Origin of the sequence: Kluyvera huaxiensis, assembly GCF_040149365.1 — a bacterium.
Classification (GTDB): domain Bacteria; phylum Pseudomonadota; class Gammaproteobacteria; order Enterobacterales; family Enterobacteriaceae; genus Kluyvera; species Kluyvera intermedia_A.
In genome coordinates this window covers 233,986-245,793 of record NZ_JBEFLV010000006.1, presented here as the reverse complement: position 1 = coordinate 245,793, position 11,808 = coordinate 233,986, and the positions used below count along the sequence as shown (strand labels likewise).

Annotated in this window: 9 protein-coding genes and 1 pseudogene; 3 read left to right on the top strand and 7 right to left on the bottom strand. The window is 55.1% G+C overall.

Annotation, left to right across the window (positions count from 1 at the left end; translation table 11 throughout):
* Positions 1–142 precede the first annotated feature (142 nt).
* From preA to ABOC97_RS08990, 7 genes are all read right to left on the bottom strand, one after another.
* Entirely contained in the window at positions 143–1,378 is a 1,236-nt protein-coding gene (gene preA, locus ABOC97_RS09020; protein ID WP_349596515.1) for an NAD-dependent dihydropyrimidine dehydrogenase subunit PreA, read from the bottom strand.
* Positions 1,379–1,380: 2 nt separating this feature from the next.
* A complete protein-coding gene (locus ABOC97_RS09015; protein ID WP_349596512.1) occupies positions 1,381–2,613 on the bottom strand; it encodes an FAD-dependent oxidoreductase in 1,233 nt (410 codons plus the stop codon).
* A 242-nt stretch (positions 2,614–2,855) separates the two neighbouring features.
* The gene (gene sanA / locus ABOC97_RS09010) at positions 2,856–3,572 is read right to left on the bottom strand and encodes an outer membrane permeability protein SanA (RefSeq protein WP_234504123.1); all 717 of its coding nucleotides are present in this window, start codon (positions 3,570–3,572) and stop codon (positions 2,856–2,858) included.
* A 180-nt stretch (positions 3,573–3,752) separates the two neighbouring features.
* The gene (gene cdd / locus ABOC97_RS09005; protein WP_349596508.1) at positions 3,753–4,637 is read right to left on the bottom strand and encodes a cytidine deaminase; all 885 of its coding nucleotides are present in this window, start codon (positions 4,635–4,637) and stop codon (positions 3,753–3,755) included.
* 129 nt (positions 4,638–4,766) lie between these two features.
* Positions 4,767–5,462: a CidB/LrgB family autolysis modulator gene (locus ABOC97_RS09000; protein ID WP_234504117.1), complete on the bottom strand. Its 696-nt coding sequence runs from the start codon at positions 5,460–5,462 to the stop codon at positions 4,767–4,769.
* Complete coding sequence (locus ABOC97_RS08995; protein WP_234504114.1) at positions 5,462–5,860, bottom strand: CidA/LrgA family protein; 399 nt, start codon at positions 5,858–5,860, stop codon at positions 5,462–5,464. The genes ABOC97_RS09000 and ABOC97_RS08995 overlap by 1 nt, the downstream gene beginning before the upstream one ends.
* 539 nt (positions 5,861–6,399) lie before the next feature.
* Positions 6,400–7,791, bottom strand: a complete 1,392-nt coding sequence (locus ABOC97_RS08990; protein WP_349596504.1) for a M24 family metallopeptidase — start codon at positions 7,789–7,791, stop codon at positions 6,400–6,402.
* A 110-nt stretch (positions 7,792–7,901) separates the two neighbouring features.
* Here ABOC97_RS08990 and dusC point away from each other — a divergent pair, with 110 nt between their 5' ends.
* From dusC to bglF, 3 genes and pseudogenes are all read left to right on the top strand, one after another.
* Positions 7,902–8,840, top strand: a complete 939-nt coding sequence (gene dusC, locus ABOC97_RS08985; RefSeq protein WP_349596501.1) for a tRNA dihydrouridine(16) synthase DusC — start codon at positions 7,902–7,904, stop codon at positions 8,838–8,840.
* A gap of 153 nt (positions 8,841–8,993) precedes the next feature.
* Positions 8,994–9,827, top strand: a complete 834-nt coding sequence (gene bglG / locus ABOC97_RS08980) for a transcriptional antiterminator BglG (RefSeq protein WP_349596498.1) — start codon at positions 8,994–8,996, stop codon at positions 9,825–9,827.
* A gap of 15 nt (positions 9,828–9,842) precedes the next feature.
* Positions 9,843–11,793 (top strand): annotated as a pseudogene (bglF, locus tag ABOC97_RS08975) (PTS beta-glucoside transporter subunit IIABC).
* Positions 11,794–11,808: the final 15 nt, after the last annotated feature.

Here is an 11,808-nt window from a genome sequence, read left to right as displayed (position 1 = left end):
AGAAGTGGCATAAGAAAACGGCTCCCTGTTATGGAAGCCGTTATAGTGCCGCAGATTAAGGATCGGTCAACCGATCCTTAACTGATCGACATTGCGACGCATGTCGGGCTTTTTTACGTCTTAGATCAGCGTATGTGAACCGCTAAAGCACAACCGCGTGCTCTTTTTCACCGGGTTTAAAGACCACTTCCCCAAGGCTAATGCAGGCAACCGGGCAGACATGGCCACACAGCAGGCAGCCGACGCATTTTTCAGTATTGCAATGCGGCGTACGGGTTTTTGCATCCCACTCCATGGCCTGGTGGCCGCCGTCATAGCAGGAGATATAGCACCGGCCGCAGCCAACGCATTTATCCTGATGAATATGAGGGTAAACTATATAGCTGCGGTCGAGGTCTTCGGCGGGAACGATATTGCCGTTCGCCTGGCCTATCATCTCATCAAGCGATCTAAATCCCTGGTCCGCAAGGTAGTGCGACAGGCCGCTTATCATATCTTCGACGATACGATAACCGTATTGCATGATGCCTGTAGTCACCTGCAACGTTGCGGCACCCAGTAGTAAAAATTCCGCAGCGTCTTCCCAGGTTTCGATTCCGCCAATCCCGCTGACTGGGAAATCTTTCAGTTCCGGATGCGTCCTGAGTTGTTGAATAAAGCGCAGGGCAATAGGTTTCACCGCTTTACCGGAGTAGCCCGAGATACTGGATTTTCCGTTCACCACCGGCATGCCGATTTTGCGATGAAGATCGATATTGGTAATGGATTTGACGGTATTGATAGCCGCAATACCGTCCGCGCCGCCGCGTTTGGCCGCCAGTGCCACCTCGCACATATCGCCAATATTCGGCGTCATTTTGGCCAGTGTTGGCAAAGATGAACCGCGTTTCACCGCCCGACAGTATTTCTCTACCAGCTCCGGACTTTGCCCGACGTCACTGCCCATGGCGTGAGAGGTCATCTGCGGGCAAGAGAAATTGCACTCGATCATATCGGCACCGGCTTCTTCCACCAGACGTGCCAGATCCTGCCACTGCTGCTCGTTTTCCCCCATGATCGAGGCGATCAGCACCTTATCGGGATAATCCTGTTTGAGCTGACGAATCGCTGCCAGATTTTCCACCAGCGGATGTTCGGCTATCTGCTCCATATTTTTAAAACCGACAAAGCCGGTGTCTTCTTTGGTCAGATGATCAAAACGCGGCGAAACTTCGTTGGCGATAAAGAAACCGATGGTCTTAAACACGATCCCACCCCAGCCGCTGTCGTAGGCTTTGGCGCACATCTCATAGCAGTTACCGACCGGGGAAGAGGAGAGACAGAACGGGTTTGGAAACTTCACACCGCAGAACGTAAGAGAGAGATCTTTGGTTAACATGATTACGCCTCCTCTAAATAGTGATGAATAGCCTGAGCTGCTTCTTTCCCGGTTTTCACGGCGTAAACCACGGTTTTATCTCCCTGGATAACATCACCTGCGGCGAACAGGGAGGGGGCAGATGTCTGGTAGTCGCGCGTCGCTACGGTATTGTGCTGGAGCTGAATTCCGGCGAACTCCTCCAGTTCGGCCTGCTGACCGACGGCGAGGATAATCTGCTCAGTCATCAGAGTGAGTTCACCGGGCAGGCGAACGTGCTTAAAGGTCACTTTGTTGCCCGTCGCCGCGATGGGCGTAAAGCCATCAATAATCGACACGCCCAGCGCCTGAGCGGCGGCGAACTCTTTTTCACTGGCCGGAAACTCGGTTAATTCCTCACGCGCCACGCAGGTGACGGATTCGCAGCCGAGAATTTTCAGCGTACTGGCGACGTCCATGGCCACGTCACCGCCGCCAATAATCAGTGCGCTTTGTGGCACGCTAATATCGCCCTCGCTTGCACGGGCGCGTTGTAAAAAGTCGACAGCGATTTCAAGCGGATAGGCGTCGTTAAACAGCGGCAACGTAGCGCCTTTTGACAGACCGACGGTGAGCAGAATGGCGCGATACTCGGTTTTAAGTTGCGCAAGCGTCAGCGTTTTACCTACCTCATGCCCGCAGCGAATCGTCACGCCCATTTCCACGATGCGTGCGATCTCGGCGGAGAGCACCGACAGCGGCAATCTGAACGCCGGAATACCGTGGCGCAGCCAGCCGCCCGGCTGTGTCTCTTTTTCAAACAGGGTGACGTCATAGCCGAGATTACATAACGTAACGCTGGCCTGTAACCCCGCAGGGCCTGCGCCCACGATGGCGACTTTACCTTTATCTTTACGGCCGGGCTGATAAATCTTCATTCGCGTTTGTTGTTCAAAGTCGGTGACAAAACGCTGCAAACGGCCGATATCAATCGGGGTGTCAATTCCCGAACGCGAGCAGCCATGCTGGCATAACTTTTCCGTTGGACAAACGCGTGCGCAAACGGCACCCAGCGCATTATTTTCTCGAATGGTTTCGGCGGCGCCTTTGAAGTTACGGAAATAGATTGAACGGATAAATTTTCCCGGATTGGTTTCGGCCGGGCAGGACTGACTGCACGGCGCATCGTGGCACAGCAGGCAGCGTGAGGCTTCTTTTATTGCCATCAGCGGCGTAAAGGCGGGAATAAGCTCATCCAGATAATCGTGTGGCGACATAACGTCTCCCCTTAATGATTAGTTTAATTAAGGCAAATGAGGTGAAACTGCTATCTGAAAGGCTAGGCGTAAGCGGGGGGATGGTTTGTGAAAATGCTCACAAATAACCATGTAATAAGTGTGTAATTAATGAGATCGCAGTAATACCTAATATGCAAACAGGAATGATTGACGTAATGAATATCGCTCGTGCGGAAGAGGCGATGCCTACGATGACGCTGACACCCTGAATGATGGCTTGGCTACGATTTCTTCTTTTGCAGCTCCAGCAGCTGCTCCGGCGTGACCGCAGGATAACCCTGGGCATCTTCCGGCAGCGCTTGCTGAGCAGGGATCGGGATAAGCGGGCCTAAGAAACGCGGTTCACGCTTGAAGAGATAAAGATCGGCCAGCGCACCGAAGCGAGCGCCAAATTCGCGCAAGCGTACGCTCCACATATCTTTCGGTGATGGCACGGCGTAGCACTGCGCTTGAATGCCCATATGCAGGGCGATAAACAGTGCGCGCTCGCAGTGGAAGCGCTGGGTGATGATGATGAAATCGTTGGTATCGAACACCTTGCGGGTGCGAACGATGGAGTCGAGAGTCCTGAAACCAGCGTAATCGAGCACAATATCTTCCGGCGCAACGCCGGCTTTTATAAGATCGCGGCGCATCGTCATCGGCTCGTTATAGCTTTGCAGTGCGTTATCGCCGCTCAGCAGCAGGTAATTCACCTTGCCGCTGTTATAGGCGTTCAGCGCGCCCTGCATGCGATAGCGGTAATACTGGTTGATGACGCCGGTACGGTAATACTTAGCGGTGCCTAGCACCACGCCGACCTGGCGGTAGGGGAGATCCTGCAGCTCATCGTAAATATAGGGCGCGGTTTTCCAGCTCATCCAGCGGTCAAGACCGAGCACGGTTATCAGCAGCAGGCCGCATAGGACTAACAGGCTGTATAACACACGCTTTAACATGAACTTGACTCAATAGTGGACGAGAGAGGCATCAGGCTACTGCACCCGCCCCGCAAGCGCAAGAAACCATCGTTTAATTGCGGGGAAATTGGACAATTACGCCATTTGTTGCGGTGAAGCACCGGGGAGAACGCCCGGAGTCGGCGTTTGCACGCGTCGTCCGGGTGAGCGTGGAGAGGATTAACCTAACAGCACGCGGTCGATATTGCTGCAACCCAGCGCTTTCAGCGTGGCGGCGGTGGCATCCCACTGGATAAGCGGCGCGTCGGCGCGTTCGGCCAGAATTGCGCGCTGGATATCCGGATAGTCATAACCGTTGAGGCTCAGTAGATTTAGTGCGCCCTGTAACGGTGGCAGGGTTGGGTTGAAGGCGGCGTTTTCGGCGTAGCTGCCGCTGAAAATCGAGCCATCGCGCAGTTCCAGCGCCACGCCGGAAGGCGATTTGCTGTATGGCGTATGGCTGCGGTTTGCCGCTTTGATAGCAGCCTGCGCCAGCGCATCGCCTTCAAGCGGATAGCCATGATCCTGTTCATCCATCAGCAGGGTTTTGATATCCAGATCTTTCGGCCCAAAGGCGTCAGGCAGGTAATCCTGCAGCGTATGCGGCTGACGGCCCGGCAGGTTAATGCGCAGCGAAAGCCCGCTGTTCAGTTCATTCATAAACTGACGGCAGTGACCACAGGGGGTGTAGTTGACGGTAATAACCTGCAGCGCTTTTTCACCGCACATCCAGGCATGGCTGATGGCGCTCTGTTCTGCGTGAACCGTTTGCTGCATGGTTGCACCCAGAAACTCCATGTTGCCGCCAAAGTACCAGGTGCCGCTGACGCCGCGGGCGATAGCGCCGACGTTAAAGTGCGACAGGTCCGCGCGGGCGCAGGCTGCTGCCAACGGTAGAAGCGCAAAAGCGAGCGCGTCTTCGTCCAGCCCCGTCGCCTTTTGCAGCGAAGAGACCTGCTCGGCGCTTAGCTCGGCAGAGAAGTGCGGACAGGCTAGCAGCGGGGCGATAGCGGTCTGCAGATCTGCCGCCAGTTGCGTAAAAGCAGATTGAAAACGTGGATGCATGGCGTTGTGCCTCATAACAATGTAATGGGATCGTAGTGTACGGGGCGCGAACGCCTTAAATAGTGATCAATATCTCATTGTTAATGCAACGCATGTAACATCATTTAAAAATGTGTGATTTGTCTCGTTTTATCCCATCACGGCCAGAATAACCGGGAACAGGAACGGGGCAATCAGTGAAGTAATGATGCCGCAGATGACTAAAGCCAGAGAACTAAACGCCCCTTCCTGGTAGTCCAGTTCGGCGCAGCGAGCGGTGCCGAGGGCGTGCGAAGCGGTCCCCATCGACAGGCCGCGCGAGGCTTTAGTGGTTATGCGCATCAGGTTCAACAGCGTATGGCCAAATACCGCACCAAGAATCCCGACATAAATCACGCAGACGGCGCTAATGGCTGGGATCCCGCCAATGCTGCCGCTCACCGCCATAGCAATCGGCGTAGTGACCGATTTTGGCAAGATAGAAGCGGCGATTTGCGGTGAAGCACCCATCATCAGCGCAACTGACGTACCGGTGATCATCGCCACCGCGCTACCGATAAAGCAGATGGTGATGATGGATTTCCAGCGCGCGCGAATCTGGTGCAGCTGTTCATACAACGGGTAGGCGAGGGCGACCACCGCCGGTTGCAGCAGATCGTTTAATACTTCGCTGCCTTTAAAGTAGTGATCGTACGGAATGCCTGTCAGCATCAGGAACGGAATAATCACCACCATGGACACCAGCAGCGGGTTCAGCAGCGGCATTTTAAAGCGCGCGCCCAGCTTGCGGGCGGCAAAAAAGACAACTAAGGTCAGCGGCAGTGACCACCAGATATAGTGCAGCATTATTTTTTTGCCTCTTCCTGACCAACAACTTTACGTTCACCGTGAACCAGATGCGAACTCCAGCTCACGACCACCAGCACCACCAGGGTACTGATGGTACAGGACACTACCACCGGGCCGAACTGAGCGCTTAACAGCGAGAAGTACTGCATCACGCCAACGCCAATCGGCACAAACAGCAGCGCCATATAGCGAATCAACACGTAGCAGCCGGGGTTAACCCATTTGGCGGGCAGAATTTGCAGCCCCAGCAGAACGAAAAGAATTAGCATGCCGATAATGCTGCCGGGAATGGTAATTGGCAGCAGCGAGGCAATAAAAATACCGGCGTAAAGGCAGGCGTAAATCAGGACGAATGCACGCAGGTATTGCCAGATGATATTCAGTGATTTGAGCATGGGATTCACCTTTGGTGGAATGCATTCATCATACAATTAAACCCTAAACTGTGCTACCGATCACACCATGAATTCTGAGCATACCTGATATAGACAAGCGGAACATCAGGCATCTGACCGGATAACTCTGCCGTTTCTATAAGATAAGACCAATAGCCACCGTGCACCGCCTGACGGCGCTACGCTTACCCGACATATACACCGTCCCCCAAGCATATAACTCAACCGAACAAACCAGTCAGAGTAGGTCGGGTAAGGCGTAGCCGCCACCCGACATATACACCAACCCCCAGGCATATTACTCAACCGAACAAACCAGTCAGAGTAGGTCGGGTAAGGCGTAGCCGCCACCCGACACATACACCGCCCCCAGGGAATATCACTCAACCGAACAAACCAGTCAGAGTAGGTCGGGTAAGGCGTAGCCGCCACCCGACACATACACCGCCCCCGGGAATATCACCCAACCGAACAAACCAGTCAGAGTAGGTCGGGTAAGGCGTAGCCGCCACCCGACATATACACCAACACCGGGCATATCACTCAACCGAACAAACCAGCGCTTTATCTTTGGCCAGCATAAACGGTCGCAGATATCCCACGCTATTCGATAACGGCAACACATCGTCGCTTAGGGCAATATTCAGCACATCGCGAATGTAGGCGCGGCGGGTGACAATCCGCGCCCACAGATCCGGATACTCCTCGGCAATCGCCCGCTGTAGCGCCACATCCGCCAGCGCCACGCTCTCCTCGGCGCTGACCCCGGTATATCCCGGCACCGAAGGGATAATATCGATCTGCAGGATCATTCCGCTTTTGAGCGTCTCGTTCGACGCAGGATAGACCGGCGATGACATCCACTCTTCATCGGCGCTCAGGTGGCCTGGATTCAGATGCCAGCCATATTGCTCCTTCGGTAGCACACGCTCGATAAGGTTGTACAGCTCACCGCCCGGCATCCCAATCTGAATGTTCTCCAGCCAGCTGGCGACCGCGCCGAAATAAGGCTTCGCCACGCGGTCTAAATAATCTTTCTGGTTTTCCGGCAGTTCGCTTTCATCGGCAACCACAAAGCCGGTGCGGCTAGAAAGCCCGCCTTTAAAGCCGGTGGTCATCGACAGCGGCTGCCCGCGTTCGACCGGTTTATAGGTTGGATAAAGGTTGGCTTTCGCAAAACGCTGCCCGGCGGCGGCAATGGCCACCACCGTCTGATATTGCCCTTCAGCGGCTAGCAGTGCGCCAAGCTCGGTTTCACGAATCCCCGGAGCGACCGCATCCAGCGCGGTGAGCATACAGTTTGAAGCCAGATTCGCGCCGTACTCATAATGGGCGATTTCATTGGCGTTATTGATCGTTCTCGCCCCTTTATCACCGCGAATAAATAGATGGGCGGCGTTCACCAGCTCCGCATGAGTGCTGTTCTTGACCGCGTCGACGATAAAATAAGGCAGGTCAAAATACTTCGCGTTATCGGCGAGCGTGGCGGTGAACATCTTCCAGCCGACCAGGCCGATTTTCGACATCGTGCTCAGCCCGGTTTCGTTGAATAACTGGGCCAGCGGCTTTTCGTTATCCATCGGCTGGTTGGGCAATGAAAACAGCGGGCAGTGCTTGAGCGTCACCGGCAGACGTGAATGCTGAGCCATCTTCAGGTTTTCGTTGCCCAGAATAGCGGTGGCTTGCCCGGATTTATCCAGTATTAACAAGCCCTCTTCAAAGCGCGGAATAAAGCCGGTCAGATATTCAAAATTACCGCCATGTTCTTTATCGGCATAAATCACCAGGGCGTCGAAGCGCTCCTCGCGCATACGGGCCAGCAGCTTATCTTTGCGTTCCAGCATGGTGGCATCGGTCAGCGTTACCGGTGGCACGTCGCTAAACTGGCGCGGGGCTGGCGTGGTCTGTAGCTGGATAACTTTCGAATTCATGATTCACCTCCTGATGTGTCAATAACCGCGATTGCTCGTCGCGCTCCTGGCAGTGGAAAGCTGCATGTGAAGACGTTACCATAGCGCCTCTTTTTTTTCCGGATAACGATATGCGTGTTTTACTGGCGCCGATGGAAGGCGTGCTCGATTCGCTGGTGCGCGAGCTGCTGACCGAAGTGAATGATTACGATCTGTGCATCACCGAATTTTTGCGCGTGGTGGATCAACTGCTGCCGGTAAAATCGTTCCAGAAACTCTGCCCGGAACTGCATAACCACAGCCGAACTCCTTCCGGAACCCGCGTGCGCATCCAGCTGTTAGGGCAATACCCGCAATGGCTGGCGGAAAATGCCGCTCGTGCGGTAGAGCTGGGATCGTGGGGCGTTGATCTCAACTGCGGTTGCCCATCGAAGACGGTCAACGGCAGCGGCGGCGGGGCCACGCTGCTTAAAGATCCTGAATTGATTTACCAGGGCGCCAAAGCGATGCGCGAAGCGGTACCTGCTCATCTGCCGGTCACGGTGAAAGTGCGCCTGGGCTGGGACAGCGACGCGCGGCAGTTTGAAATTGCCGATGCGGTGCAGCAGGCCGGGGCGACGGAGCTGGCGGTACACGGGCGTACCAAAGAAGATGGTTACAAGGCCGAGCGGATTAACTGGCAGGCGATTGCCGATATCCGCCAGCGCCTGACCATTCCCGTTATCGCTAACGGCGAAATCTGGGACTACCAAAGCGCGCAGGAATGCATGGCGGTCACCGGCTGTGATGCGGTGATGATTGGCCGCGGGGCGCTGAACGTGCCGAATCTCAGCCGGGTCATCAAATATAACGAGCCGCGTTTACCCTGGCCGCAGGTGGTTGAACTGCTGCAAAAGTACACCCGTCTGGAAAAACAGGGCGATACTGGGCTGTATCACGTGGCGCGCATCAAGCAGTGGCTAGGCTACCTGCGTAAAGAATACGAGGAAGCGACTACGCTGTTTACCGCCGTTCGCGCGCTGCAGGAATCGAAGCTGATTTCGCAGGTGATTAACGACTGGCGCGGATAAAGTTCCGATCCACATCACAAATTTCCCTTTGCGCCATTGAGCTATTGATAAGGGAAATGAAATACTCGTAACGATTGTTACTGCTTCGGCAGGCAAAACCTGATTATCTGACGTTTGTCAGAAGTCAGGTTTTTTTGTTTCTGGGGTTCATAAATGCAAATCGCCAAAGTGCTTAATAATAATGTGGTGGTTGTTCTGGATGAACACCGGCGTGAGCAGGTGGTGATGGGGCGAGGGCTAGCCTTTCAGAAACGCGTCGGCGACTTATTGGATGAGACAAAAATCGAGAAAATTTTCGCCTTACAGAGCGATGAGCTGGTAGGGCGGTTGGGTGAATTACTTAGTCAGATCCCGCTTGAGGTGATGACCACCTGCGACCGGATAATAGAACGGGCCCGCGAGCGGCTAGGGCCGTTGCAGGAGAGCATTTACATCACGCTCACCGACCACTGTCACTTTGCTATTGAGCGACAGAAAAACGGCGTGGCGCTGCGTAATGTGCTGCTGTGGGAGATTAAGCGGCTGTATCCGAAAGAGTTTATGCTGGGGCAGGAGGCGCGGGCGCTGATTGCCAAGCGGCTCGGCGTAGAACTGGCGGAGGATGAAGCAGGTTTTATCGCCCTGCATCTGGTGACGGGACAGCTCAACAGCGAGATGCCGGAAGTGATGCATGTTACCCGGGTGATGCAGGAAATCTTACAGCTGGTGAAGTATCAACTGCGCCTGGAGTACAACGAAGAATCGCTCAGCTACCAGCGCTTCGTTACCCACCTGAAGTTTTTCGCCCAGCGCATGCTGACGCGAACGGTGGTGGAAGATGATGACGCGTCGCTGCATAGCGCGGTGAAAGACAACTACGCCAAAGCGTGGAAATGCGCGGAAACCGTGGCGCTGCATCTGCAAAACAGCTATCAGCGGTCGCTAACGACGGAAGAAATTATGTTTCTCGCCATTCATATTGAGCGGGTGAGAAAAGAGGGGCGTTAACCCCTACACAACTGGATTGTTACTGCATTTTTGCAGGCAAAACCTGAGCGCGGCGTCTTCGGACGACGTTCTCGGGTTTTTTTGTTTTTATACTCGGTCAAGGAATTACAGTATGGAATACAAAGCACTCGCGCAGGATATTCTCAGCCACGTTGGCGGCAAAGAGAATATTGTGAGTCTGGTTCACTGCGCTACCCGACTGCGTTTCAAGCTTAAAGAGAGCGGCAAAGCCGATGCCGAGGCACTCAAAAAGAACCCCGGCGTCATTATGGTTGTTGAAAGCGGCGGCCAGTTTCAGGTGGTTATTGGCAACCACGTCCACGACGTGTGGCAAGCGGTGCGCTATGAAGCCGGGATTAACGATGACAGCGAACCGGTCGCCGTGAAGGGGGAAAAAACGTCCGCCCTCGGCCAGGTTATTGATATTGTCTCCGGTATTTTTGCGCCGTTTATCGGCGTGATGGCAGCCACCGGCCTGCTGAAAGGGCTGCTGGCGCTGGCGGTGGTCTGTGGCTGGCTCAACACCGGGCAGGCGACCTACAAAATTTGGTTTGCGGCCAGCGATGCGCTGTTCTTCTTCTTCCCACTGTTCCTTGGCTACACCGCCGGGAAAAAGTTTGGTGGCAATCCGTTTATCACCATGGTGATTGGCGGTGCACTCACCCATCCGCTGATGATTCAGGCCTTCGAGGCGGCACAGGCACCGGGGGCGACGGCGGACGATTTTCTCGGTATCCCGGTTACATTTATCAACTACAGCTCGTCGGTTATCCCGATTATTCTCGCTGCATGGGTGAGCTGCTGGATTGAACGGCGCAGCAACGCCAGGCTACCGGCGGCGATGAAAAACTTCTTCACCCCGGCAATCTGTCTGGCGGTCGTGGTCCCATTAACCTTCCTGGTTATCGGCCCGGTAGCCACCTGGCTTAGCCATTTACTGGCGAACGGCTATCAGATTATCTACGTGGTCGCGCCGTGGCTAGCCGGTGCCGCGCTGGGCGGCCTGTGGCAGGTGTGCGTGATCTTTGGTCTGCATTGGGGGCTGGTGCCGCTGATGATTAACAACATGACCGTGCTCGGCCACGATTCGATGCTGCCGATTATTCTGCCCGCGGTACTGGCGCAGGTGGGGGCGGTGCTGGGCATCTTCCTCGCCACCCGCGATGCGCGGCAGAAAGTGCTGGCGGGCTCCGCGTTTTCTGCCGGGCTTTTTGGTATCACCGAACCGGCGGTATACGGTTTAACGCTGCCGCTGCGCCGCCCGTTCATCTTTGGCTGCGTGGCGGGGGCCATCGGCGGGGCTATCACCGCGTTCAGCAATAGTTATGCCTTCTCGTTTGGCCTGCCAAATATCTTTTTCCCGGCGCAGATGATCCCCGCCAGCGGCATTGATGCCAGCGTCTGGGGGGGGCTAATTGGCACGGCGGTGGCCTTTGTGCTGGCCTGTGCGCTGACCTTTTTCGTCGGCGTACCGCGCAAAACCGCAGAGTCCAGCGTGATTGCCACCGCATCGGCCAATGATGTACTGGCCCCGATGACGGGCACCGTGCTGGCGCTCGAGAAGGTACCGGACACCACGTTTGCCAGCGGCCTGCTGGGTAAAGGCGTGGCGATTATTCCCAGCGTGGGCGAAGTGATTGCGCCATTTGACGGCGAAGTGGCCTCCATTTTCCAGACTAAACACGCCATCGGTTTACTCAGCGACAGCGGTATTGAACTGCTGATCCACGTTGGCATTGATACCGTCAAACTCGACGGCGCACCGTTCACTACACATGTGCAAGAGGGTGACAAAGTGAAGGCCGGCGATCTGCTGCTGACCTTCGATCGTCAGGCGATTATCGACGCCGGTTATGACCTGGTCACGCCAATTATTATCAGCAACAGCGACGACTTCCCGGGGCTGGAAATCAGCGCCGCCAGCGCGGTCACCGCCGGTCAGCCGCTGTTGACCGTACAGCATTAATCACAGGAGAGAGAG

Bases quoted from the DNA above. Each gene is read 5' to 3' on its own strand.
- sanA (WP_234504123.1), bottom strand. From the start codon at position 3,572: ATGTTAAAGCGTGTGTTATACAGCCTGTTAGTCCTATGCGGCCTGCTG.
- ABOC97_RS09015 (WP_349596512.1), bottom strand. From the start codon at position 2,613: ATGTCGCCACACGATTATCTGGATGAGCTTATTCCCGCCTTTACGCCG.
- cdd (WP_349596508.1), bottom strand. From the start codon at position 4,637: ATGCATCCACGTTTTCAATCTGCTTTTACGCAACTGGCGGCAGATCTG.
- ABOC97_RS08995 (WP_234504114.1), bottom strand. From the start codon at position 5,860: ATGCTCAAATCACTGAATATCATCTGGCAATACCTGCGTGCATTCGTC.
- ABOC97_RS08990 (WP_349596504.1), bottom strand. From the start codon at position 7,791: ATGAATTCGAAAGTTATCCAGCTACAGACCACGCCAGCCCCGCGCCAG.
- bglG (WP_349596498.1), top strand. From the start codon at position 8,994: ATGCAAATCGCCAAAGTGCTTAATAATAATGTGGTGGTTGTTCTGGAT.
- preA (WP_349596515.1), bottom strand. From the start codon at position 1,378: ATGTTAACCAAAGATCTCTCTCTTACGTTCTGCGGTGTGAAGTTTCCA.
- ABOC97_RS09000 (WP_234504117.1), bottom strand. From the start codon at position 5,462: ATGCTGCACTATATCTGGTGGTCACTGCCGCTGACCTTAGTTGTCTTT.
- dusC (WP_349596501.1), top strand. From the start codon at position 7,902: ATGCGTGTTTTACTGGCGCCGATGGAAGGCGTGCTCGATTCGCTGGTG.